This is a genomic window from Streptomyces griseobrunneus, assembly GCF_046713465.1.
Lineage (GTDB): Bacteria > Actinomycetota > Actinomycetes > Streptomycetales > Streptomycetaceae > Streptomyces > Streptomyces microflavus.
In genome coordinates, this window is record NZ_CP177080.1 from 1,804,045 (window position 1) to 1,828,398 (window position 24,354).

The following is a 24,354-nucleotide window of genomic DNA, read 5'->3' on the forward strand; positions in this document are numbered from 1 at the left end:
AGTGCCCAGTTCTTCCCAGGCACAGTGTGTGTCCGTCGTCCCGCGGGCCGCGCTGGGCCACGGGGACAGGTTCTGAATCGCCCGGTCACCGATCGGCGGAGTTACTGCCGGACGGTGACGGGCCGGTACCGCTCAGTCGGCGGCAATGGCAGGCGCGGGGACCTCAAGGGTCTCTCCGCTCCCACAGTCCTCCGCGGAGGGCCGCTGCGCGCGCAGCTCCACGATGGCGGCCTCGAAGTCTTCCAAAGAATTGAACGCCCGGTAGACGGACGCGAAGCGCAGGTACGCGACGAGGTCGAGCTCCTGCAGGGGGCCGAGTATGGCCAGACCCACGTCGTGGGTGGTCAGCTCGGCACTGCCGGTGGCGCGCACCGCCTCCTCGACCCGCTGGCCGAGTTTGGCGAGAGCGTCCTCCGTGACGGGCCTGCCCTGGCATGCCTTGCGGACGCCGGAGATGACCTTGGTGCGGCTGAAGGGTTCGGTCACGCCGCTGCGTTTGACGACCATCAGCGAGCAGGTCTCCACCGTGGTGAAACGGCGGGAGCAGTCGGGGCACTGGCGGCGGCGACGGATCGACGTCCCGTCGTCGGTGGTGCGACTGTCGACGACCCTGCTGTCCGGGTGCCTGCAGAAGGGGCAGTGCATGGCTCCCAACCCTCCTTCACAGCACGACTGAATAGCCCCGTCGGCAACCCTTGCGGGCCCCCGGGAGGCAGTCCCCAGCATAGGCGATGGTCCTGGACCGAATGAACCCAGGACCACAACTTCTGGGCGGCCGGAACGATCCAACCACTAGATCTAGGGTTGAGTGGCATTTTCGACCCCACCGCGTGTCGCGCCCCCGGCACCGCCCGGGGGGAGCGCGGGCCAGGCAAGAGGGTACGGGAATCGCGCGGCCCGCGATCCGCCGGGGCCCCGGGGCACGGAACCGGATGAAAGACTGGGCGCAGCCCCGGCGAGGGCCCGCAGAACCCCATGCGCACCTTCCATCTCCGTGCTCATACACCTGCGGGAAGCATCACGGCAGCCCTTTATTCGTTTTTCACTCGAACGTGTGTTTGGCGCAACCTTTCGAAAGCTACTACCGTTGTCCAGCTAGGGAGAACATTCGAGAGGGGCCGACGTGACCACGACCGCAGACAGTGCCACCATCACCGCCCGGGACCACCGCTCCCAGAGCCGACTTGAGCCGGTGCATGCCATGAATGACTCAGTCACGAACACGGACGGGCCCGAGCCCGCGCGACCCGGGCGCTCCTTGCCCGGGAGGCCGCCAGGGATCAGGGCGGACAGCTCGGGACTCACGGACCGGCAGCGGCGGGTCATCGAGGTCATCCGCGACTCCGTGCAGCGCCGCGGCTACCCGCCGTCCATGCGGGAGATCGGTCAGGCGGTGGGCCTGTCCAGTACGTCGTCCGTCGCCCATCAGCTGATGGCCCTGGAGCGCAAGGGCTTCCTCCGGCGGGACCCGCACCGGCCCCGCGCCTACGAGGTGCGCGGATCGGACCAGCCCAGCACCCAGGCGACCGACACGACGGGGAAGCCCGCCGCGTCCTACGTTCCGCTGGTGGGCCGGATCGCCGCCGGTGGGCCGATCCTCGCCGAGGAGTCGGTCGAGGACGTCTTCCCGCTGCCGCGCCAGCTCGTCGGTGACGGCGAGCTTTTCGTCCTGAAGGTCGTCGGTGACTCGATGATCGAAGCGGCGATCTGTGACGGCGACTGGGTCACCGTGCGCCGCCAGCCCGTCGCGGAGAACGGTGACATCGTCGCCGCGATGCTGGACGGCGAGGCGACGGTCAAGCGCTTCCGCCGCGAGGACGGGCATGTGTGGCTGCTGCCTCACAACGCCGCGTACCAGCCGATCCCCGGCGACGAGGCGACGATCCTCGGCAAGGTGGTGGCGGTGCTGCGGCGGGTGTGAAGAGCACCGGTCGCTGACCTCACGGACACGACGGAGCCCCGGGACGCTTTACGGCGTTCCCGGGGCTCCGTCGTTGCCTGTCACCGTCCGGTCGCGCCTCTTACCGTCCGCCGCCTGTCTGCCGTCCCCCGCCTACTTGCCGTCCGCCTTGGCCAGGGCGTCGATCGCGGCGAGTGAACGGCGCGCCTGGTCGGGGTCCGTCGTGTACCAGAAGTCGGGCAGCGAGGCCCGCAGATAGCTGCCGTACCGCGCGTTGGCGAGTCTCGGGTCCAGCACGGCGACGACACCCTTGTCACCCGTGGCCCGGACAAGGCGGCCCGCGCCCTGCGCCATCAGCAGCGCGGAGTGCGTCGCGGCCACCGCCATGAACCCGTTGCCGCCGGCCTCCTCGACCGCCTTCTGGCGTGCGCTCATCAGCGGGTCGTCGGGCCGGGGGAAGGGGATCCGGTCCATGACCACCAGCTGACAGCTCGGCCCCGGCACGTCGACGCCCTGCCAGAGCGAGAGCGTGCCGAAGAGGCAGGTCTCCGGGTCGGCGGCGAAGTTCTTGATCAGCTCGCCGAGGGTCTCCTCGCCCTGGAGCAGGATCGGCTTGTCCAGCCGTCCGCGCAGCTCCTCGGCGGCCGCCTTGGCCCCCCGCATGGAGGAGAACAGCCCCAGCGTGCGGCCGCCCGCCGCCTCCACCAGCTCGGCGAGCTCGTCCAGCATGTCCGTGCGGGACCCCTCGCGCCCCGGGGTGTTCAGATGCCGGGCGACATAGAGGATGCCCTGCTTCGGATAGTCGAACGGGGAGCCGACGTCCAGCCCCTTCCACTGCGGGACGTCGTCGCCCGCGGTCCCTTCGGGAGCGAGCCCGAGGGACGCCCCCACCCCGTTGAAGTCGCCGCCGAGCTTCAGCGTGGCCGAGGTCAGGACCACGGAGCGCTCGGCGAAGAGCTTCTCGCGCAGCAGCCCCGAGACGGAGAGCGGGGCCACCCGCACGGAGGCGCCGAACCGGTCGTGCTGTTCGTACCAGACGACGTCGTACTCCGAGCCCTGGGTGATGCGCTCGGCCACGCCGTGGATCGACTCGACCGAGGCCAGGGCCTGCTTGCGGACCGCGTTCTCGTCCTCGACCGACTTGTCCCGGGTGGCACCGATCGCGGAGATCACCGTACGGGCCGCGTCGCGCAGCGCCATCAGCGCGTACCCGAGGTCTTCGGGCACCTCCTCCAGCCGGCCCGGGAGCGCCAGCTCCATCACGCGCTCGAACCCCTCGGCGGCGGTCTGGAGCGCGTCGGCGGCCTTCTCGTTGACCAGCTTCGCCGACCGGCGGACCGCCCGGTTGACCTGCGCCGGGGTCAGTTCGCCGGTGGCGACCCCGGTCACCCGGGAGACCAGCTCATGGGCCTCGTCCACGATCAGCACCTCGTGCGACGGCAGCACCGGGGCGCCCTCGATGGCGTCGATCGCGAGCAGCGCGTGGTTGGTGACGACCACGTCGGCGAGCTTGGCGCGCTCGCGGGCCGCCTCCGCGAAGCACTCGGCGCCGTACGCACACTTCGTCGCGCCGAGGCACTCGCGCGAGGAGACCGAGATCTGCGCCCAGGCCCGGTCCGAGACGCCAGGGGTGAGATCGTCCCGGTCCCCGGTCTCCGTCTCGCTCGACCAGTCCCGCATCCGCAACAGGTCCTGGCCCAGCTTGCTGGAGGGCGCCGCCGCCTCGAACTGGTCGAAGAGCCCGTCCTCCTCGTCCTGCGGGACCCCTTCGTGGAGTCGGTGGAGGCAGAGGTAGTTCGAGCGGCCCTTGAGCATCGCGTACTGCGGGCGCCGGCGCAGCAGCGGGTGCAGGGCGTCCACCGTACGCGGAAGGTCCCGCTCCACCAGCTGGCGCTGGAGGGCGAGGGTGGCCGTGGCCACGACGACCCGCTCCCCGTGCGCCAGCGCGGGCACCAGGTAGCCGAGGGACTTGCCGGTGCCGGTACCGGCCTGGACCAGCAGGTGGGATTGGTCGTCGACCGCCTCGGCGACGGCCTCGGCCATGGCGGCCTGGCCGGGCCGTTCCGTACCGCCGACAGCGGTGACGGCGGCGTGCAGGAGCTCGGGGAGGGATGGCTTCGTCATAGCCCGACCACCCTACGGCGCACCACTGACAACAGCGATCACCCCTGGATCCGGGCGGAGGGGTGCAGCGGGTTGGGGACCGTGCCGTGGATCGCCGCGTGCGGGCGGCTGGAGCGGTCGCGGTAGCCGTCGACGTGCAGCCGGTTGCGGTTGAGACAGAGGCGTTCGATCTCGGGGGTGAGCATGTCGAACAGCTCGAACCGCTCCTTGAGCTCCGGGAAGCGGGCGTGGTGGCGGACGATCTCCGCCCGGACGAGTGACCAGAACTCGTCCTCGCTCACTCCCAGCTGCTCCTCGCAGAGCGGGGACAGGTAGCGGAAGACGCCGACGAAGAGTCCGGAGTGGATGAACTGGGTGAGGAAGGACGGCTCCTCGGTCAGGAGCACCGTGCGCACCTCGTCGGGCATGGTGTCGTGCTCCGGCAGCCGGTGGGCGCTGACGTTGACGTCGTCGACGAAGTCCTTGATCGCGAGGCGTACGGGCACGTCGTTCTCGTCGAAGACCACGATGGCGTTCTCGCCGTGCGGGGAGAACACCGTGCCGTAGCGGTAGAGGAAGTGCAGGAGAGGCGGTAGCAGGGCGGCGAAGAGGCGGGTGAGCCAGGCGGCCGGGGCGAGGCCGGAGCGCTCGACGAGTTCGGCGGTGAACGCGCGGCCCGCCGGATCCGTATGCAGGAGGGAGGCGAGCGTGCGGGCGCGTTCGCCCGGTGCCAGGCGGGGCGGCAGGGGCTCCCGCCAGATCGCGCCGAGGATTTCCTTGTACTGATAGGGCGCTTCGGGGAGGTGGTCGTACAGCGGATGTTCCACGGCGACGGAGGCGACCTCGCCGAGGAGGATGACCCGGCAGGCGTCACGCAGGAACGGATCGGCCTCGCAGAGGCCCTGGACCCAGGCGGTGACGGCGGGGGCGGCGAGGGTCCGCTCGGTCGGCAGTCCGCGCCAGACCAGGGTGTTGAGGATCGAGAGCGGCAGCTTCACCGTGTGCCGGTCGGGGCGTCCCACATTGGCGAACGTGCGGACGGACTGCTGCGGAAGGCGGGCGTCGCCGTCGCTGTGCAGCGCCACGATGTCGCCGTCGGCGAGGGCGGGGGCGAAGAGCGGAACGATCCATTCGTCCCACTGCCAGGGGTGTACGGGGAGGTAGAGATAGCTCGCGGGGTCGAGCCCCCGGGCGTGCAGTTCGGCGGCGAACGAGGCGCGGACGGAGGGGTCGAGCTCCTCGGCGTAGAGATCCTCGGGGATGGTGAGGCGGCCCACGCCCCGGTACTGCGCGATACGGGTGCTCACCGCGATCCACGGCAGCTGGAGGGGGCTGCGGGTCTCGGGGGTGAAGCGGGCCGTGTCGGCGGCGGAGAAGCCGAGCCGCCCCTTGCTCGCGACCAGCCAGGGGTGACCGGTCTGGTGTCCTTCGAGCTCCGCGTAGCCGACGTCGGCGAGCCGGTCCGCGGTGAGGGCGGTGTGGTCGAGCCGGGCGTCGGCGGAGAGCGTGTGGGTCAGCTCGCGGATGAGGTGACCGAGGGTGGCGCCGTCGAGTCCGAGGAGGCCGCCGGCGCGGGCGAGGAACCGCAGCGGGTCGCGGAACGGCCGGGTCCCGTCGGACGAGCCGTTGGAGGGCGCGGTGCGTGAGGGTGAACCGCCGGGCGAGGTCGAGCCGTTGGAGAGGGCGCTCACCGGCCGGTGGACCGTCACGACGGAGTCGGGGTCGACGCGCCAGCTGCCGTAGACGCCCCGGCGGGCCGAGAAGCGGAGCTCGGTCCCGTCGTCGAGCGGGAGCGAGTAGAGGCCGCCGTCGCCGGGCTGCCGTTCGGGCTCGATGATCTCCTCGTACGCGAACTCGCCGAGCATCTTGGCGAGCAGCCGCGCTGCGGCCCGGTCCCAGACCCGCCGGTTCAGCTCCGGGGGGTTGAGCAGGGGGTGGGGCTCGACTGAATCATGGCTCGCGGGATATGTCGGCACGGGGACTCCTCCGGGTGGAACCGATGGGGTTCGAGCGGTGTGGACGGTGCGGAGCGATGTTCACAGGTGATCACGGTACGTTCGGTCGCGGATCATGAGGGCGGCACGTTTGTCGGGGAGGTCCACTTCGGCGGAGAAGCGGAATCCGGCGCTCAGGAATGCCGATACGGACGGGGTGTTGCGCAGATCCGGCTCGGCGACGACCCGGCCGCACTGCGGCAGGTTGTCCAGGACGAGGTCGGCGACGGCGCGCAGCAGGGTGGTGCCCACGCCCCTCCCCCGGTTGTTCACGCCCCCGATGAGAAGATGGATCCCGGTGTCGTGGAGGCGGGCGGGATAGTGGCGGGCCAGCGGGTCCAGGTCGGCGCGGTAGATCTCCCAGTAGCTCATGGGGGTTCCGTCGAGCACGCCGAGACAGGGGATGGAGCGCCCGTCTCCTTCGAGCTGGGGCTTCAGGTGGTCCGCAGTGACGGATTCGGGCCCGGCGAGCTCCCAGAAGGCGGCGACCGCCGGGTCGTTCATCCAGCGGCTGAGGACGGCGAGGTCGCGCGCCGGCACCACCGGGACCAGCTGGAACACCCCGGCCTCGGTGGTCGCCGCGGGCCAGGTGGCCGGGTCACCGAGCAGTTCGCCGGCAGGGCCGCGGCCTGCCGCCGCGGCCCTTTCGCGGTCCTCACCGATGAGGGCCAGGAGCTCCTCGGTGAGCTTCAGGTCGAGGGTGTCCTCGGTGCCGGTGGCGGAGGGCGCGGCGGTGGCTCCCTGGTCGCCGGGCACATGGGCCGGTTCCGGAGGCGCCGCGTCGGATTCCGCGGGCGCGTCGGCGGGAGGCACGGTGACACTCTCCTCTCTGGAGCGGGTGGCCGGCGCGGTGGCGGCCGGGTCCCTCAGGCGTGCAGCGGGTTGGCGATGGAGACGTAGACGGACTGGGTGTCGACCGGGCCGACCAGCTCGTCGAGTCCGTGCAGCCGGGTCAGCAGGTTCGCCTTGCAGCGCAGTTGGCGGTGTTCCAGGAGATACGCGGGGAGGGGCGAGCCCAGTTCCGCGGTCTCGGTGAGGAAGTGGCGGAGGACGGTGAGGAGGTCCTGCTCGTCGGCGAGACGCTGGGCGCCGAACGCGCCGATGAGGCCGAGGACGTTGTTGATGCCCAGGTAGTAGGCGAACCGCTCGTCGGTGACCGGGTCGGAGACGAAGGTGTCACTGACCGCGCCGATGCCCGGAAGCCGCTGTTCCAGTTCGTCGCGGCGGGAGTCGCGGAAGTAGTAGCCCTGGTTGTCCCGGTAGCGCCCGCCGACCGGCCAGCCGTCCGGGTCGAGCAGGACCAGGGTGTTCTGCTGGTGGGCTTCGAGGGCGACCCCGGCGTGGGCGTCGAGCCACAGGACGGGGCGTACGACGCGGTCCAGGTAGCGGCGGAACCACTCGGCGGAGATGTCCGCGGCCGGGCGGCCGGTCCGGGCGGCCAGGGCGGCGACGGCCTCGGCGAGCCGGGAGCGCATCAGGGGCTGCCCGGGCCGGGGGCGTTGCGCGGTGAGTCCGGCGATGCAGACGGCGTCGTCGCCCGGGCCGAAGGGGTTCTGGCGGAGCATCACGTCGAGGCCGGTGACGGGGGTGCCCTCGGGGTCGTCGACGGCGAGCCAGGCGGGGTCGCGGACGATGTCGAACCCGGGGTGCTCCCGCTGCCAGCGGTCGGCCAGTCCGGTGGAGAGGAGGCGGTGGACCTCGACGCCCCGGTGCAGCTCCTTGCGGAGGTTCTCGCGGCGGGAGTTGGTGATGCGTACGCCGAGGGAGAGCTTGAGCATCACGCGGGCGCCCGGGCGGTGCACGGTGCGGATGGACGAGGTGGGGTGCCAGTGCTCGCCGTGCGGGCCGAGATCGTGCAGCAGGCCGGTCTCCTGGAGGGCGGCGACCTGCGGACGGCTCAGCAGGTCGGCGGCCTGCCAGGGGTGCAGCGGAAGGGCGGCGGTGCCGGGCGGCAGGCGCAGCCCTTCGCGGTGCGGGGCGAGGAGCTCCTCGGCGGACGCCGTGCCGCCGTCGCTCCAGGCGGAGTCGGTGGCGGTCAGCGAACGGTCCACGGCGAACCAGTGGAGCGGGAAGGAGCCGTGGAGCTCCGGGGAGTAGCGCCGGGACTCCGCCTCGGAGAGCCCTTCGCGGCTCTTGGGGGTGGGGTGGAGCGGGTGGCCGAGGAGGAGGGACTGCTCGGCGGTGAGGAAGAGGTCGGCGTCGGCCGGGTCGGCGGGGCTTCGCCGCCGCTGTTCGACGAAGCCCGCGGTGTGGCGTACGGAGTCGGCGACCCTGGCAACCAGGTCGGCGGAGCCGTTGCGGTCGGCTTCCCGGCCGATGAGGACGGCGACGGTGACGGCGTCGGCGGGCGGGGCCTTCTCGGGGGCGTCTTCCAGGACCGGGGCGCCGAAGCGGTGGGCTCCGGTGGCGGACCAGTAGTGGACGGGGACGAGGAGGGCGGTGCCGGTGGCGGCGAAGTCGACGCGCAGGGTGTCGCCTTCGGGGCGGGGCAGGTCGTTCTCCCGGGTCCAGCACCGCAGGAGGCTCTCCGTGCCCGCGGCGTCGGCGGCCCGCAGCGGGTCCGGGTGGTCCAACGGGTCCTGGCGGTCCGGAGAGTCCTGTCGGCTCGACAGGTCCTGCTCGTACGAGGTTTCCGAGTCGTCCTCGTACGGAGCTTTCTGACGGGGCACGGTCGTCGTCGCCTCGACCGTGCCGGGGGCGGCCGGTCCGTCCTGCCCTCGGTGCTGGGGGGTACCGGGGCCGTCGGCCTCGGACGCGGGGGTGGGGTTCACGGCGGTCTTCCTTGTGTGGTTCCGGGGATCAGGTGGTCAGCCCGACGGCGGCCCTGCGGTGCGGCGAACGCTCCGCGGCTGCCAGTGCGTCGGCCAGACGGTCGACGACGGCGCTCGCCTGTTCGTCGGTGAGGGTGAGAGGGGGCAGGAGGCGGACCACGGCGCTCTGCCGGCCGCCCAGTTCGACGATGAGGCCGCGGTCCAGGCACTCCTGCTGGACTGCGCGGGCGAGGGCCGGGTCCGGCGGCGGGGCCGGGGTGTGGTCGTCGGCCTCGGCCGGCAGGGGCGCGGCTTCGGGGTCCACCAGCTCCAGGCCGATCATCAGTCCGCGCCCCCGTACGTCGCCGATCCCCGCATGGTCCGCCCGCAACTTCCGCAGGCTGTCGAGCATTCGGGCGCCCAAGGCCGCCGCACGCTCCGCCAGCCCGTTCTCCCGGACGTACGCGAGGGTGGCCGCGCCCGCCGCCATGGCGAGCTGGTTGCCACGAAACGTACCCGCGTGGGCGCCCGGCTGCCAGAGGTCCAGCTCAGAGCGGTAGACGATCACCGCGAGCGGGAGGGAACCGCCGATCGCCTTGGAGAGGACCATGACGTCCGGCACGATGCCGCTGTGCTCGACCGCCCAGAAGGCGCCGGTCCTGCCGACGCCGGTCTGCACCTCGTCGGCGATCAGCGGGATACCGCGGGCCCGGGTGATCTCGCGCATCCTGCGCAGCCAGGCGTCCGGGGCGGGATTGACACCGCCCTCGCCCTGGACCGGCTCCACGATCATCCCCGCCGGGGCCGGCACCCCGCCCTTCTCGTCGTCCAACAGGTGCTCCGTCCACCGCGCGCCGAGGGCAGCACCCCGCTCGCCGCCGACCCCGAACGGGCAGCGGTAGTCCTGCGGGAAGGGCAGCCGGGTCACCCGCACGTCACGGGCACCGCCGGAGGCTTCCAGCGCCCCGGCGGTCATGCCGTGGTACGCGCCGGTGAAGGTCAGCAGGCCGTCGCGCCCGGTCGCGGAGCGGACCAGCTTGAACGCGGCCTCGACGGCGTCCGTACCGGCGGGGCCGCAGAACTGGATGCGGGCGTTGTCGGCGAACTCCCGCGGCAGGGTGGCGAACAGCTCCGTGGTGAAGGCGTCCTTGACCGGGGTCGCGAGGTCGAGGACGTGCAGGGGCGCTCCGGAGTCGATGACCTTCCGGATGGCTTCGAGCACGACGGGGTGGTTGTGGCCGAGTGCCAGGGTGCCCGCGCCCGACAGACAGTCCAGATAGCGCCGTCCGTCCGCGCCCTCGATGGTGAGCCCGCGCGCCCTGACCGGGACGATCGGCAGGGACCGCGCGTAGGTACGGGCGGCCGACTCGCGCAGCGACTGGCGGCGGAGGATGCCCTCGTGCGCGGGCGGCGGTGCCACCGGAACGGGTTCGGTCACGGACACGGCTCTTGATCCTCCTGCGGTAACAGTTGCGTTGCACGTCGATACGTTTTCGCGCGGACGGAGTGCGGGGGTGAACGCTGTCCCGGTGTCCCCCGTACGTACCAACGACGCCGGCCACGAGGGATCACGGGTAAATCGGAACATCCTTGCGGAGACGGAACCGTGGACCTGCCGCGTACCGTCCCCATCGGCACCGGCATAGTGGGGGCCGCACAGAGGGCCGGAAACAGCTGCCTTACGGCCCCGAAGTGTCCGAAAGCTGCACGGAGTACCGAGTGACGAAGTCCCAGGGGGATCACCAGATGCGACCCATTCGCCCGACCGACACCGCGCGCCGCGGCAGGCGCGTACGGCGCATGCCCTCCGGCGTGCTCGCCGCGACGGCGGCCGTCGCCGTCCTGGCGCTCACCGCCACCGCCTGCGGTCCGGAGGAGGACAACGCGGGCGGTACGACGCCCAGCGCCTCGGCCGACCCGTCGTCCGACGGCAAGGTCGTCATCCCGGACGATCTCAAGGACCGGCTCAAGGAGCACGGGATCGACCCGGACAAGTGGCGGGACGGCGAGTGGAAGAACTGGGACAAGGACAAGTGGCTGCGTGAGGCCAAGGACTTCGTCAACCCGGTCATCGAAGGCCTCTGGGACCCGGAGCGGATGCGGGAGGCCGACAAGCCCCCGGAGAACCCGGTGGACAACGACATCTCCGGTGACGACGGCGTGACGGACCCGACGCCCGCGCCCGTCCGGGCGGCCGGTGTCGCGACGCCGTACCACGACAGGGCACCGGAGGCCGGGAAGCTGGTCTTCGACGGCCCCAAGGGCTCGATGGTCTGTTCCGCGACCGTGGTGAAGGACCCGGCGAACCCCGGCAAGTCCAACATGGTGTGGACCGCCGGGCACTGTGTGCACGCGGGCAAGGAGGGCGGCTGGTACCGCAACATCGCCTTCGTCCCGTCCTACAACAACGACGGCCTCTCGCCGGCGGAGCTGGACACCGCGCCCAAGGAGAAGGTCGCTCCTTACGGGGTGTGGTGGGGCCGGTGGGCCCAGACCTCCGAGCAGTGGATCGCCGAGGGTGCGGCGACCGGCGGGCAGGGTGCCCCGTACGACTTCGCGGTGCTGCACGTGGCGCCGGAGAAGGGGTCGACGGGCAAGTCGCTGGAGGAGACGGTCGGTTCGGCGCTGCCGGTCGAGTTCAATGCGCCCGCCGTACCGCAGATCGCGTCGATGACGGCCGTCGGCTACCCGGCCGCGCCGCCGTTCGACGGCCAGAAGCTGTTCCGGTGCCAGGACAGGCCGGGCCGTCTTTCGGTCCGGCAGGACGAGCCGACGATGTACCGCATCGGCTGCACGATGACCGGTGGTTCGTCCGGCGGCGGCTGGGTCGCGGCCGGCCAGGACGGCAAGCCCGCCCTGGTCTCGAACACCTCGATCGGCCCGGTCTCGGCGGGTTGGCTGGCCGGTCCCCGGCTCGGCAAGGAGGCCGAGGGCGTCTACCGTGCGGTCAGCGAGAAGTACGCGGGTCAGTAGGGCCACCCGGGCTTCGCGCCCGGCCGACAGCTCCCGGACACCGTCCCGCCCTCCGGCGGGACGGTGTTCCGCGTTCCGGCGGGTACACGGAAGGCAACCGAGCGCCGGATCCCGTACGGCCACGACCGAGAGGCATGGCGATGACCGATTCCACGATGAGGGCGGTGGGCTGGGCGCAGTCCTTCCCCATCTCCCAAGGAGTGCGAGCGGGACGGCACTGGGCGCGGGAGCACCTCGAATCACTGGAGTGGGCCGAGAAGGCGCCCGACACCGTGGATTCGGTGCTCATCGCCGTCTCCGAGCTCATCACCAACGCGCACAAGCACGCTCACAGCGACGCCCAGCTCGTCCTGACCTGGGACAGCGCCTGCCTGCATGTGAGTGTCCACGACTCCAGCCCGCAGCCGCCCGCCCCGCGTGACGCCGGCCCCGGTGCGCTCGGCGGCCGGGGTATGGCCATCGTCGAGGCGCTGGCCGACAGCTGGCAGCACCATCCGCAGCGGGACGGCAAGACCGTGACCGCGTGTTTCGTGCCCCCGGGGTACGGGAACACCGGGGGCGGCTCCGGCACGGCGGGCGACGGGGCGTAGAGGCCCCGTGAACGACGACGCCCGACCGGGGGTCCCGGTCGGGCGTCGTCGTTCACGGCTTGCGCCGTGCGGTGATCAGTGCGCGGCGGGGACGAACGTCCCCAGCTCCGCTGCCAGTTCCTCGTGGACCTGAGCCTTCAGCAGGGTGCCGTCGGCGGTGTGCTCCTCGGAGAGGACCTCACCCTCGGCGTGCACCCGGGAGACCAGGGCCCCCTGGATGTACGGCACGAGCACCTCGATCTCGACGGACGGGCGCGGCAGCTCGTCGTCGATGAGCGCGAGCAGCTCGTCGATTCCGGCACCGGTCCGGGCCGAGACCGCGATCGCGTACTTCTCGTTGCGCAGCAGCCGCTGGAGGACCAGCGGGTCCGCCGCGTCCGCCTTGTTGATCACGACGATCTCGCGCACATTGACCGCGCCGACGTCCCGGATGACCTCGCGCACCGCGGCGAGCTGCTCCTCCGGCACCGGGTGGGAGCCGTCCACCACGTGCAGGATGAGATCGGACTCGCCGACCTCCTCCATGGTGGAGCGGAACGCCTCGACGAGGTGGTGCGGCAGGTGCCGTACGAACCCGACGGTGTCAGCGAGGGTGTAGATGCGGCCGCTCGGTGTCTCGGCCCGGCGCACGGTCGGGTCCAGGGTGGCGAACAGGGCGTTCTCCACCAGGACACCGGCTCCGGTGAGGCGGTTGAGCAGCGAGGACTTGCCCGCGTTGGTGTATCCGGCGATGGCGACGGAGGGCACCTTGTTGCGCTTGCGCTCCTGCCGCTTGATCTCGCGGCCGGTCTTCATCTCCGCGATCTCCCGGCGCATCTTCGCCATCTTCTCGCGGATCCGCCGCCGGTCCGTCTCGATCTTGGTCTCACCGGGACCACGCGTGGCCATACCGCCACCGCCGCCGGAACCGGCGCCGCCCATCTGACGGGAGAGCGACTGACCCCAGCCGCGCAGCCTCGGCAGCATGTACTGCATCTGTGCCAGCGAGACCTGCGCCTTGCCCTCTCGGGACTTGGCGTGCTGAGCGAAGATGTCGAGGATGAGAGCGGTCCGGTCGACCACCTTCACCTTGACGACGTCTTCCAGGTGGATCAGCTGGCCCGGGCTGAGCTCACCGTCGCAGACGACGGTGTCGGCCCCGGATTCGAGGACGATGTCACGCAGCTGCAGCGCCTTGCCGGACCCGATGTAGGTCGCCGGGTCGGGCTTGTCACGCCGCTGGTACACCGCGTCGAGCACCTGTGCGCCCGCCGTCTCGGCGAGTGCGGCGAGCTCCGCGAGGGAGATCTCCGCGTCGCGCACCGTCCCCGAGGTCCAGACACCGACCAGCACGACGCGCTCCAGGCGCAGCTGTCGGTACTCGACCTCGGTGACGTCCTCGAGCTCCGTGGAGAGACCGGCGACGCGCCGCAGGGCGGCACGCTCGGAGCGGTCCAGCTGGTCGCCGTCGCGCGCTCCGTCGATCTCCTGGCTCCAGGCGACGTCCTCTTCCATCAGGGCGTCGGCCCGAAGGCTCTCGGTGAGGCTCTCGGGGGTGTTCTCCGTGGCGCTCTGCGCGTCCTGCGCGTCCTGGGGAAGGGAAGAAGAGGAGGTCATTGGATCCTTACGTCGATAGAGTTCTTTACGTCAGTCACAACGTGTGATCTGTCCGGATGATTCCCGCCCGGGGTTCCGGTGCTCTCCGCAGTGCTGACGTGTCGATAGTGGCACGGCCCCGCCGGGCCCGTCACTGGGGTTTTCCCCAGGCTTCAGGGGGTGGCAGCGGGCTCGGCCGCGCGCCAGTCGGGGTGTCCGGGCATCGGCGGTGTCTTCTTCCCGTACAGCCAGCCGTCGAAGAAGGCCGTCAGGTCGCGTCCCCCGATGCCGGACGCCAGCCGGACGAAGTCCGCGGTGGTCGCCGTACCGTCCCGGTGGATCCGGACCCAGGCGCGCTCCAGCCGGTCGAAGGCGGCCACGCCGATCTCCTGGCGGAGGGCGTAGAGCACCAGGGCGCTGCCGTCGTAGACGACGGGCCGGAACAGGGAGAGCTTCTCCCCCTCGGCCGGGCCGTCCGGGTGCGCCGGCGGGCCGCCGTTGGCCCGCCAGCCGTCGGAGAGCTTGTACGCCTCGCGCATCCGCCGCTCCAGCGTCCCTCCCCCGTTCTCCTCCGCGTACAGGGCCTCGTACCAGCTGGCGTGCCCCTCGTTGAGCCAGAGGTCGGACCAGGAGGCGGGCGAGACGCTGTTGCCGAACCACTGGTGGGCCAGCTCGTGGACCATGACGGAGTCGACGTACCACTCGGGGTAGGCGGGCTCGGTGAAGAGGGACCTGCCGAAGAGCGAGATCGTCTGGGTCTCCAGCGCGAAGCCGATGGTGCTGTCGGCGACGAGGACTCCGTACGTCTCGAAGGGGTAGCGGCCGACCTGCCGCTCCATCCACTCCAGCTGGGCGGGGGTCTTCCTCAGCCAGGGCTCCATCTTCTCGCGGTCGGCGGCCGGGACGACGTCGCGCAGCGGCAGTCCGTGCGGTCCTGTGTGGTGGTGGACGGCGGACCGGCCGATGGAGACCTGGGCCAGCTCGGTGGCCATGGGGTGCTCGGTGCGGTAGGTCCAGGTGGTCGTGGTGCCGTTACGGGTCCGGCCGGCGGGCAGTCCGTTGGCGACGGCAGTGAGGTCCTTGGGAGCGGTGATACGGAAGGTGAAGTGCGCCTTGTCCGAGGGGTGGTCGTTGCTCGGGAAGACCCGGTGGGCGGCGTCGGCCTGGTTGGCCATGGCGAGGCCGTCGGCGGTACGGATCCAGCCGCCGTTGCCCGCGGTTCCGGCCGGGTCGCTGGTGTGGTGGACGGTGATGTTCAGGGGTGCGCCTTCGGGGAGGCGGCGGGGTGCCTGGACGACCAGGTCCTCGTTCTTGCTCCCGAACTCGGCGGCCCGCCCGTTGACCTCGACGCCCTGCACGGTGCCCCGGGCGAAGTCGAGGTTGATCCGCTCCAGGGGTGCGGTGGCGCGGGCCGCGATCGTGGTGACGGCGTCCAGGGGCTTGGTGTTGCTGCCGTGGTACGTGAAGGCGATGTCGTATGCGAGGACGTCGTACCCGGGGTTGCCCAGCTCGGGGAAGAGCCGGTCACCGATGCCGAGGGGCTCGGGGGCGGGCAGGACGGCGGCGACGAGGGTGAGCGACGCGGTGGCCAGGAGGGCGGCCCGCAGGCGGCGGGAGATGTGCGGCATGGACTACCGCTATCAGCGCCGGGCGCTCTCCCGGTGGTGCCGCGCGCCGCACCACCCGAACGGGGCGGGGTCAGCCGGTGGCCGCCGGGTGCTGGGCGCGGCTGACGTCGTAGACCCCGGCGACCTCGCGCATGGCGCGCATCAGGGCGGGCAGCCCGGCGGCGTCGGGGAGCTGGAGGGTGTACGTGTGCCGGACGCGCTGTTCGCTGGGCGGTTCGACGGTGGCGGAGACGATCGCCGCGTCTGCCGTGGCGATCGCTTCGGTGAGGTCGGCGAGGAGCCGGGGGCGCCCGAAGGACTCGGCGACGAGCGTGACCCGGCAGGCGGCGGGGTCGCTCCAGCCGTCCTCGTCGCGCCACCGGGCGGCGACGGGGGCGCGGCCGATCTCCCGCATCCGGGCGACGGCGGGACACTCCTGGCGGTGCACGGTGACGGCACCGCCCCGGACCACGATGCCGACCACCTCGTCCGGGGGCACCGGCGTACAGCAGCGGGCCAGGCGGGTGGGGCTCTGGGCGCCGTCGACGACGACGTTGGCTGCGCGCCCGCCGGACCGGGTGCGGGCGGGTGCGGCGGACTGCGGGTTGTCGGCCGCGGGCTCCGTACGGTCGTCGGCACCGCCGGCCTCAGGGCCCGGGGCGTCGGGGTGGGCGGAGAGCCAGCCGGTGATCGCGATCCGGGCCGCGGGGGTGCGGGCGTGGTCGAGCCACTCGGGGGACGGGCCGGACGCGGTGTCCTGGGCGAGCAGCAGCTGCACAGTGTCCCCGTCGCTGAGCTGGGTGGAGAGGGTGGCCAGGCGGCCGTTGACGCGTGCTCCGATACAGCCGTGCGCCCGCTCCCCGTGCTGGGCGTAGGCGGCGTCGACGCAGCTGGCCCCGGCGGGCAGGCCCAGGGTGCCGCCGTCGGTGCGGAACACGGTGATCTCGCGGTCCTGGGCGAGGTCGGCGCGCAGGGTGGTCCAGAAGGTGTCGGGGTCGGTGGCGGACTCCTGCCAGTCCAGCAGCCGGGAGAGCCAGCCGGGCCGGGTCGGGTCGGCGCGCTCGTCGGACGGTTCGGTCTGCTGGGCGGCGCCGTCGTGGGCTGTGGTCGCGTCGTGGGCGTACGGGTTGCCCAGGGCGACGACGCCCGCCTCGGCGACCTTGTGCATCCGGTGCGTACGGATGAGGACTTCGGCGACGGCGCCCTCGGGGCCGACGACGGCGGTGTGCAGCGACTGGTACAGGTTGAACTTGGGGGCGGCGATGAAGTCCTTGAACTCGGAGATCACCGGGGTGAAGCAGGTGTGCAGCTCACCGAGGACGGCGTAGCAGTCCGCGTCCTCGCCCACCAGGACGAGCAGTCGGCCGAAGTCGGTGGGGCGCAGTTCGCCGCGTTTCCTGCGGACCCGGTGCACGGAGACGAAGTGGCGGGGCCGGATGAGGACTTCGGCACTGATGCCCGCTTCCCGCAGGGTGGCCCGGACGCAGTCGGCGATGGCGCCCAGGGGGTCCTCGCCGCCGGTGGCGGACGCGATGAGGGCGCTGGTGTCCGCGTACTCCTCGGGGTCCAGGATCGCGAAGACCAGGTCTTCGAGCTCGGTCTTGAGCGCCTGCACGCCGAGCCGTTCGGCCAGCGGGATGAGGACGTCCCGGGTGACCTTGGCGATCCTGGCCTGCTTCTCGGGGCGCATCACGGTGAGGGTGCGCATGTTGTGCAGCCGGTCGGCCAGTTTGATCGACATGACCCGGACGTCGTTGCCGGTGGCGACGAGCATCTTGCGGAAGGTCTCCGGCTCGGCGGCGGCGCCGTAGTCGACCTTCTCCAGTTTGGTGACGCCGTCGACGAGGTAGCAGACCTCTTCGCCGAACTGCTCCCGCACCTGATCGAGGGTCACCTCGGTGTCCTCGACGGTGTCGTGGAGGAGGGAGGCGGTCAGGGTGGTGGTCTCGGCTCCGAGCTCGGCGAGGATAAGGGTGACGGCCAGCGGGTGCGTGATGTACGGCTCGCCGCTCTTGCGCATCTGGCCCCGGTGCGAGGACTCCGCGAGGACATAGGCCCGGTGGAGGATGCCCAGGTCGGCGTCGGGGTGGTGGGCGCGGTGCGCGTCGGCGACATGGCCGATGGCGTCGGGCAGCCGGTCGCGGGAGACCGGGCCGAGCAGCGCCACCCGGCCCAGTCTGCGCAGATCGATCCGGGGCCGGCTCCGCCTGCGGGGCACAGCGGCGGGATCGGCGGCCTCTGCACTCATGGGCACCTCCGGCGGAGTCGACCGGCGGTGGGGAGAGGCGGACGCTTCTCCGGGCCGGTGCTTGATGCTATCGACCCCACCACGTGGCGCAGTCCGGCTCTGGCCCAGCGTGAAACGGATCACCCATTCGAGCGAAGCTCCGACCGACCACGGTTTCGAACCGGGAGCCGCCCGGCACTCGGCGCTCGGCCGATGAGCCGCCCGGCCCGAGCCGGTGGCCGCCCGGCGCTCAGCCGGCCGCCGCTTCCAGCCAGGCCGGGTCGATGGTGCCCTCGGCGACGATCACCGCGGCGCCGGTCATGTCGACCGCGCCGTCCGGGTGCTCGGTGATGGTCAGAGTGCCACCGGGGAGGTCCACCCTGTACGTAGCGGGGAGCCCGGTCACCGCCGGGTCCGTGCCGTCCCGGCGGGCGGTGGCGACGGCCACCGCGCAGGCGCCGGTGCCGCAGGAGCGGGTCTCGCCGGAACCGCGCTCGTGGACGCGCATGGCCACATGGCGCGGGCCCCGGTCCACGACGAACTCGACATTGACGCCTTCGGGGTAGACCGCGGCGGGGCTGACCGGAGGGGCGGAGAGGAGGTCGCCGGCGTGGGCGAGGTCGTCGACGAAGGCGACGGCGTGCGGGTTGCCCATGTTGACGTTGCGGGAGGGCCAGCTGCGCTCCCCGACGGCGACCGTGGCGCTCTCCTCGGGCAGCGCGGCACGCCCCATGGAGACGGTGATGTCGCCGTCCTTGGCGAGGTGCACCTGCTTGATGCCGCCCCGGGTGGCGACGGCGAGGCCGCCCTGCTCGACGAGCCCCTCGCGCTGGAGGTAGTGGGCGAAGACGCGCACTCCGTTGCCGCACATCTCGGCGATGGAGCCGTCCGCGTTGCGGTAGTCCATGAACCACTCGGCCTCGGCGGCCATGCCCTGGGCCTCGGGGTGGGCCGCGGAGCGGACGACGTGCAGCAGGCCGTCCCCGCCGATACCGGCCCTGCGGTCGCAGATCCGGGCGACGACGGAGGCGGGCAGCGCGAGGGCGTTGTCCGGGTCGGGGACGATCACGAAGTCGTTCTCGGTGCCGTGACCCTTGAGGAAGGTGATCTGCGAAGTGCTCACAGGGCAACTGTACGAGCCATCACCGACACTCCGCGATGCCGGACACTCCCAGCTGCCACTCCGCGGTGCCGGACCCTGGCGGCTCAGCGCAGGCGGGCCACGCGCCAGACGGCGAGGGCGACCAGCCCGCCGCCCAGGGCGACGTACAGCGCGATCACCCGCCAGTCGAGACGGTCGCCCGAGCCCCTGGCCGGCAGGCCGGGCCAGGTGTGGCCGACGCGGCGGGCCGCCATCATGCCCCAGCCGGCCGCGCAGCAGCTGATCAGAAGGCCCAGCATGGCGACGACGGCACCACCGTCACCGAACTCGAAGGCGAGCGGGAAGGCGAACATCAGCGAGCCGACGGCGGCCAGCATGATGATGGGCGCGAGCTGCCAGATCCGCAGTCTGCGGGCGGGCCTGAGCTCGACCTCGACCTCCGGGGCCATGTCCTGCTCGTCGGGCCCGTCGGGACTCAGCCGCCCCGCGATCTCCTGCGGTGGCGGTACGTCGTGCTGCTCCGTGTCGCGAGGGCCGGCCTCCATCGCCACGCGCCCTCCCAACTCGGACTCCACTGGTGGATCGATGATGGCACGATCACGGGCGCCGAATTGACGGGCGGAGCGTCCCGATGCCATCACGTGATCAGGCTGTGACCGCTCGTTCGATCAACGTCAGCGCCCGGTGCGGGAGTTCTTCCCGGTCACGCTGTCCGCCGCCGAGCCACCGGACGCGCGGGTCGCGGCGGAACCAGGAGTCCTGCCGGCGCGCGAAGCGTTTGGTGGCGCGCACGGTCTCGGCCCGCGCCTCCTCCTCGGTGCACTCCCCCGCGAGCGCCGCGAGAATCTGCTGGTAGCCCAGGGCCCGTGAGGCGGTGAGGCCCTCGCGCAGTCCGCGCGCCTCCAGGGTGCGCACCTCGTCCACCAGGCCGGCCTCCCACATCCGGTCGACGCGCAGGGCGATGCGCTCGTCCAGCTCGGGACGGTCGACGTCGACGCCGATCTGCAGGGCGTCGTAGACCGGTTCGTCGCCGGGGAGGTTGGCGGTGAAGGGCTTGCCGGTGATCTCGATGACTTCGAGGGCGCGGACGATACGGCGGCCGTTGCTCGCGAGGATGGAGCGGGCGGCGCCGGGGTCGGCGGCGGCGAGCCGCTGGTGCAGGAAGCCGGAGCCCCGCTCGGCCAGCTCCTGTTCGAGGCGGGCGCGCACCTCGGGGTCCGTACCGGGGAACTCCAGGGCGTCGATGGCGCCCTTCACGTACAGCCCGGAGCCGCCGACCAGGACGGGCGTGCGGTCCTCGGCGAGCAGCCGGTCGATCTCCAGCCGGGCGAGGCGCTGGTACTCGGCGACGCTGGCGGCCTCGGTGACGTCCCAGATGTCGAGCAGACGGTGGGGGACGCCCGCGCGCTCGGCGGGTGTCATCTTCGCCGTACCGATGTCCATCCCGCGGTAGAGCTGCATGGAGTCGGCGTTGACCACCTCACCGCCGAAGTGCTGGGCGAGGAAGACCCCCAGATCGGATTTTCCGGCCGCGGTGGGGCCGACGACGGTGATGACGCGGGGGGCTGAAACGGGACGGTTCACCGGGACAGTCTCCCAAATATCCGCGCTCTTCCCGCCCACTCCCGGGGGGACCGGAAGGGCGCTGAGAGAACGCTGAAGGGCGAGTAAAGTCGGCAGGGAGGGACAGGTGACGGACAATGGGGGCGGGAGAACGCTCCCGCAGACAGTCCTCACTGCACGGAAGGTGACCCAATGGGGTTCCTGGACAACCTGAAGGCCAAGCTGGGACCGGCCAAGGAAAAGGTCGGCGACCTCGCGCAGCAGCACGGGGGCAAGATCGAGCAGGGCCTCGACAAGGCCGCGCGCACGGTCGACCAGAAGACCAAGGGCAAGTACAGCGACAAGATCGACACGGGTACGCGCAAGGCCAAGGAAGCCGTGGACAAGCTGGGCCAGAAGGACGGCGGCACCCCCGGCACCACCCCTCCCCCTCCGCCGCCCGCTTCCTGATCTGACAGCGGCAGGCCCCCGAAGGCGGCACCGGATCTCTCCGGTGCCGCCTTCGGTCTGTTCAGGACCAGGTCGCGACGGTGTAGCCGACTCCGTAGGGCGCGTCCTCGTACAGCAGCCGCCCGCCGAGGCCCACTCCCCGCGCGGCGCCGCTGAGCAGCTGCCAGGGGGCCCGGCCGGCCGCCTTGAGGTCGTACGCGAGCGTCTCGTCCAGCGCGTCCAGTGCGGCGAGGTCCGCGGCGCCCAGGGCCGCGGTGGCCCGGGCGTCGAAGGCCTCCGCCCGTTCGTCCAGGTAGCCGGGCGCCTTGAGCGTGCGGCAGGCGCTGCCGTCGCCCATCACCAGGAGCGCGACGCGGTCGGCGCGGGCGGCCAGCCCCTCCCCGGCCCGTGCGCACTCGCCGGCGGGGTGGCGCCCGTCCACCGCAAGCCCCTCGACCGGTGCGCCCGCCCAGCGGGCCCGGTCCAGCAGCCACGCGCCGACGGCGAGGGAGTCCGGCAGCGGGGGTTCCTGCGCGGCCGGGCCCGGCTCGCCGAGGGCGACGTCGAGGGCGACGCCGAACCCGCGGAAGGAGCCGTACCCGCCGGACGGGTAGGAGCGGCCGGCCCCCGGCCCCACGACCACGAGCAGGTCGGGGCGGGAGGCGGCGAGCACCCCCACGGCGTCCAGGCACGCGGCGCGCGCGGTGTCGAGTTCGGGCGCGGCCCCGGCGGCGACCTCGGGCACCAGGAGCGGCGGACAGGGGCACACGGCGGCGGCGACAAGCATGCCGGTCAGGGTACTTGCCGGGGGCGCCGGCCGAGGCCGGGCAGGCGGCCGTTCCCGCAGGCGGCCGCCGCCGGGACCGACAGCCGGGCCCGACCGACAGTCGGGCCCGTAGAGCCGGAGCCGTCAGCCGATGCCGCAGGCCGGTGCCGCGGCGGCCGGCAGCGGGGCCGGGGCGCCGATGGTGGGGAGGCCGAGCATCACTCCGGCCGGCTTGGCGGCGGCGGCCGTGGTGCGCTTCTCCCAGGCGTCGCCCGCGCGGGTGGTCCGTACGGCGAGCGGGGTGCCCTCGGCGAGCAGGTGGTGCGGGGCGGCGTAGGTGACCTCGACGGTCACCACGTCGCCGGGGCGCACGTCCTGGCCGGGCTTGGTGAAGTGGACCAGGCGGTTGTCGGGGGCGCGGCCGGAGAGGCGGTGGGTGGCGCCGTCCTTGCGGCCCTCGCCCTCGGCGACCATGACGTCCAGGGTGCGGCCGACCTGTTTCTTGTTCTCGTCCCAGGAGATCTGCTCCTGGAGGGCGGACAGGCGCATGTACCGCTCCTGGACGACCTCCTTGGGGATCTGGCCGTCCATGTCGGCGGCCGGCGTCCCGGGGCGCTTGGAGTACTGGAAGGTGAACGCGTTGGCGAACCGGGCCTCGCGGACGGCGTGCATCGTCTGGTCGAAGTCCTCCTCCGTCTCGCCGGGGAAGCCCACGATGATGTCGGTGGAGATGGCGGCGTCCGGCATCGCGGCGCGCACCTTCTCGATGATCCCGAGGAAGCGCTCCTGACGGTAGGAGCGACGCATCGCCTTCAGTACACGGTCGGAGCCGGACTGCATCGGCATGTGGAGCTGCGGCATCACGTTCGGCGTCTCGGCCATGGCGGCGATGACGTCGTCGGTGAAGTCGCGGGGGTGCGGCGAGGTGAAGCGGACCCGCTCCAGGCCCTCGATCTTGCCGCAGGCGCGCAGCAGCTTGGAGAAGGCCTCGCGGTCGCCGATGTCGGAGCCGTACGCGTTGACGTTCTGGCCGAGCAGGGTGATCTCGGACACGCCCTCGGCCACCAGCGCCTCGATCTCGGCCAGGATGTCGCCGGTACGGCGGTCCTTCTCCTTGCCGCGCAGCGCCGGGACGATGCAGAAGGTGCAGGTGTTGTTGCAGCCGACGGAGATGGAGACCCACGCGGCGTACGCGGACTCGCGTCGGGTGGGGAGCGTGGAGGGGAAGGCCTCCAGGGATTCGGCGATCTCGATCTGCGCCTCCTCCTGGATACGGGCGCGCTCCAGGAGGACCGGCAGCTTGCCGATGTTGTGCGTGCCGAAGACGACGTCCACCCAGGGGGCCCGCTTGACGATGGTGTCGCGGTCCTTCTGGGCGAGGCAGCCGCCGACGGCGATCTGCATCCCGGGGCGCTTGGTCTTCATCGGGGCGAGCCGGCCGAGGTTGCCGTAGAGCTTGTTGTCGGCGTTCTCCCGTACCGCGCAGGTGTTGAAGACGACAACGTCGGCGTCGCCGTCGGAGCCCTCGGGGGCGCGGACGTATCCGGCGCCCTCCAGGAGACCCGACAGCCGTTCGGAGTCGTGGACGTTCATCTGGCACCCGTAGGTGCGCACCTCGTAGCTCTTCTGGACGTCCACTGCTTCGCTCCGGTTGCCGCTGCTCATGTGACCAGGGTAGGCGGTTGCCGGGCGCACCCTTCCCGTACCGGGCCCGCCCCCGCAGCCGGGCCTGGTCAGAGGGGCGGTGAGCTGGCAGGATCGCGCGCATGCTCCACGCTCTGTCCCGATTCGGCCGACGTCGCACCCTTCAGACGGGCGCCGCGCTCGCGGTCGTGCTCGGGCTGCTCGCGTGGTGGCTCCTTCCCCTGGGCGAACGGGCCCCGAGCGGGACGCTGACCTTCTCCACGGGGGTGCCGAGCGGCGTCTACCAGCGGTACGGGGAACGGCTGGAAGGCGCCCTTGCCAAGGACATGCCCGAGGTGTCCATAAAGCTCCTCACCAGCGAGGGCTCCCAGGAGAACCTCGCGCGGGTGGCGACGGGAGAGGCCGACTTCACCATCGCCACCGCCGACGCCGTGGCCACCTATGTGCGCGACGGAAGGCCCGGCGCCCATCTGCTGCGGGGGTGTGTGCGGCTCTACGACGACTATGTGCAGCTCGTGGTCCCGCGCGACTCCGACATCGGCAGCGTGGCCGATCTGCGGGGCAAGCGGGTCGGCGTGGGCCAGGAGGGCTCCGGGGTCCGGCTGGTCGCGGACCGGCTGCTGAACGCGGCGGGCCTCCACCCGACGCAGGACGTGACCGCGGTGTCGGCGGGCATCAACACGATGCCGGACCGGCTGGTCTCCGGGGACCTGGACGCCTTCTTCTGGTCCGGCGGGCTGCCGACCGGGGCGGTGCAGGAGCTGTCGCAGCGGTTCGCCGTGCAGCTGGTCCCGCTGGACGAGGGCCTTATCAAGGAGTTGCAGTCGATCGGCGGCTCCGCCCGTTACTACCGGTCGGCGACGATGCCCGCCGACGCCTACCGCTTCGCCCAGCGGGGGCAGTCGGTCGCCACGGTCGCCGTCGCCAATCTGCTCATCACCACGGACCGTACGGATCCGGCCATGACCGAGGCCTTCACCCGGACGGTGATCAACAGCCGGGACCGGATCGGCCGCGAGGTACACGCGGCGCAGCTGGTGGATCTGCGGACAGCGATCTACACGGACCCGCTGGAAGTGCACGAGGGCGCCAAGCGGTACTACCGCTCGGTCAAGCCCTGAGCCGCAGGCC

Annotated in this window: 19 protein-coding genes; 5 read left to right on the forward strand and 14 right to left on the reverse strand. The window is 72.0% G+C overall.

The features are described from left to right. Positions 1-132: 132 nt before the first annotated feature. Complete coding sequence (gene nrdR / locus ACK8N7_RS07860) at positions 133-645, reverse strand: transcriptional regulator NrdR (RefSeq protein ID WP_384643794.1); 513 nt, start codon at positions 643-645, stop codon at positions 133-135. A 478-nt stretch (positions 646-1,123) separates the two neighbouring features. On the opposite strand from nrdR, the gene lexA reads away from it, so the two are divergent. Next, positions 1,124-1,921, forward strand: a complete 798-nt coding sequence (lexA, locus tag ACK8N7_RS07865; protein ID WP_015611906.1) for a transcriptional repressor LexA — start codon at positions 1,124-1,126, stop codon at positions 1,919-1,921. A gap of 132 nt (positions 1,922-2,053) precedes the next feature. Here lexA and ACK8N7_RS07870 read toward each other — a convergent pair whose 3' ends face one another. Genes ACK8N7_RS07870 through ACK8N7_RS07890 form a run of 5 tightly spaced genes read right to left on the reverse strand, consistent with a single transcriptional unit; the run spans position 2,054 to position 10,191 of the window. Then, positions 2,054-4,024 carry an ATP-dependent DNA helicase gene (locus ACK8N7_RS07870; RefSeq protein WP_031125827.1) on the reverse strand — a complete coding sequence of 657 codons (1,971 nt, stop codon included), beginning with the start codon at positions 4,022-4,024 and terminating at the stop codon, positions 2,054-2,056. A gap of 38 nt (positions 4,025-4,062) precedes the next feature. Next, positions 4,063-5,979 carry an IucA/IucC family protein gene (locus ACK8N7_RS07875; RefSeq protein WP_403215730.1) on the reverse strand — a complete coding sequence of 639 codons (1,917 nt, stop codon included), beginning with the start codon at positions 5,977-5,979 and terminating at the stop codon, positions 4,063-4,065. A 60-nt stretch (positions 5,980-6,039) separates the two neighbouring features. Then, on the reverse strand, positions 6,040-6,810 hold the full coding sequence (locus ACK8N7_RS07880) for a GNAT family N-acetyltransferase (RefSeq protein WP_500441654.1): 771 nt from the start codon (positions 6,808-6,810) through the stop codon (positions 6,040-6,042). Positions 6,811-6,863: 53 nt separating this feature from the next. Beyond that, complete coding sequence (locus ACK8N7_RS07885; protein ID WP_500441655.1) at positions 6,864-8,768, reverse strand: IucA/IucC family protein; 1,905 nt, start codon at positions 8,766-8,768, stop codon at positions 6,864-6,866. 28 nt (positions 8,769-8,796) lie between these two features. Continuing rightward, positions 8,797-10,191 carry a diaminobutyrate--2-oxoglutarate transaminase family protein gene (locus tag ACK8N7_RS07890; RefSeq protein WP_500441657.1) on the reverse strand — a complete coding sequence of 465 codons (1,395 nt, stop codon included), beginning with the start codon at positions 10,189-10,191 and terminating at the stop codon, positions 8,797-8,799. A 356-nt stretch (positions 10,192-10,547) separates the two neighbouring features. Between ACK8N7_RS07890 and ACK8N7_RS07895 the strand changes: the two genes are divergently transcribed. Together ACK8N7_RS07895 and ACK8N7_RS07900 are read left to right on the forward strand one after the other, a co-directional pair. Continuing rightward, positions 10,548-11,720: a trypsin-like serine peptidase gene (locus ACK8N7_RS07895; RefSeq protein ID WP_403215818.1), complete on the forward strand. Its 1,173-nt coding sequence runs from the start codon at positions 10,548-10,550 to the stop codon at positions 11,718-11,720. Between the two features lie 140 nt (positions 11,721-11,860). Continuing rightward, positions 11,861-12,310: an ATP-binding protein gene (locus tag ACK8N7_RS07900; RefSeq protein WP_500441659.1), complete on the forward strand. Its 450-nt coding sequence runs from the start codon at positions 11,861-11,863 to the stop codon at positions 12,308-12,310. A 75-nt stretch (positions 12,311-12,385) separates the two neighbouring features. Here ACK8N7_RS07900 and hflX read toward each other — a convergent pair whose 3' ends face one another. The 6 genes from hflX to miaA all read right to left on the reverse strand — a co-directional run bounded on the left by hflX (position 12,386) and on the right by miaA (position 20,405). Next, the gene (hflX, locus tag ACK8N7_RS07905; protein ID WP_015611898.1) at positions 12,386-13,906 is read right to left on the reverse strand and encodes a GTPase HflX; all 1,521 of its coding nucleotides are present in this window, start codon (positions 13,904-13,906) and stop codon (positions 12,386-12,388) included. A gap of 152 nt (positions 13,907-14,058) precedes the next feature. Then, a complete protein-coding gene (locus ACK8N7_RS07910; RefSeq protein WP_500441661.1) occupies positions 14,059-15,513 on the reverse strand; it encodes a M1 family metallopeptidase in 1,455 nt (484 codons plus the stop codon). Between the two features lie 70 nt (positions 15,514-15,583). Next, positions 15,584-17,740: a RelA/SpoT family protein gene (locus ACK8N7_RS07915; RefSeq protein ID WP_403215742.1), complete on the reverse strand. Its 2,157-nt coding sequence runs from the start codon at positions 17,738-17,740 to the stop codon at positions 15,584-15,586. A 229-nt stretch (positions 17,741-17,969) separates the two neighbouring features. After that, entirely contained in the window at positions 17,970-18,842 is an 873-nt protein-coding gene (gene dapF / locus ACK8N7_RS07920) for a diaminopimelate epimerase (protein WP_500441663.1), read from the reverse strand. 83 nt (positions 18,843-18,925) lie between these two features. Further along, positions 18,926-19,366 (reverse strand): hypothetical protein, encoded by a 441-nt coding sequence (locus tag ACK8N7_RS07925; RefSeq protein WP_403215820.1) that lies wholly within the window; start codon positions 19,364-19,366, stop codon positions 18,926-18,928. Positions 19,367-19,466: 100 nt separating this feature from the next. Further along, complete coding sequence (gene miaA / locus ACK8N7_RS07930) at positions 19,467-20,405, reverse strand: tRNA (adenosine(37)-N6)-dimethylallyltransferase MiaA (protein ID WP_500441665.1); 939 nt, start codon at positions 20,403-20,405, stop codon at positions 19,467-19,469. Positions 20,406-20,576: 171 nt separating this feature from the next. Here miaA and ACK8N7_RS07935 point away from each other — a divergent pair, with 171 nt between their 5' ends. After that, positions 20,577-20,834: an antitoxin gene (locus tag ACK8N7_RS07935; protein WP_015611892.1), complete on the forward strand. Its 258-nt coding sequence runs from the start codon at positions 20,577-20,579 to the stop codon at positions 20,832-20,834. A 61-nt stretch (positions 20,835-20,895) separates the two neighbouring features. Here ACK8N7_RS07935 and ACK8N7_RS07940 read toward each other — a convergent pair whose 3' ends face one another. Together ACK8N7_RS07940 and miaB are read right to left on the reverse strand one after the other, a co-directional pair. Beyond that, positions 20,896-21,600 carry a class III extradiol dioxygenase subunit B-like domain-containing protein gene (locus ACK8N7_RS07940; protein ID WP_500441667.1) on the reverse strand — a complete coding sequence of 235 codons (705 nt, stop codon included), beginning with the start codon at positions 21,598-21,600 and terminating at the stop codon, positions 20,896-20,898. A 123-nt stretch (positions 21,601-21,723) separates the two neighbouring features. After that, positions 21,724-23,244, reverse strand: a complete 1,521-nt coding sequence (gene miaB, locus ACK8N7_RS07945) for a tRNA (N6-isopentenyl adenosine(37)-C2)-methylthiotransferase MiaB (RefSeq protein WP_358268728.1) — start codon at positions 23,242-23,244, stop codon at positions 21,724-21,726. A gap of 101 nt (positions 23,245-23,345) precedes the next feature. Between miaB and ACK8N7_RS07950 the strand changes: the two genes are divergently transcribed. After that, positions 23,346-24,344: a TAXI family TRAP transporter solute-binding subunit gene (locus ACK8N7_RS07950; protein WP_403215752.1), complete on the forward strand. Its 999-nt coding sequence runs from the start codon at positions 23,346-23,348 to the stop codon at positions 24,342-24,344. Positions 24,345-24,354: the final 10 nt, after the last annotated feature.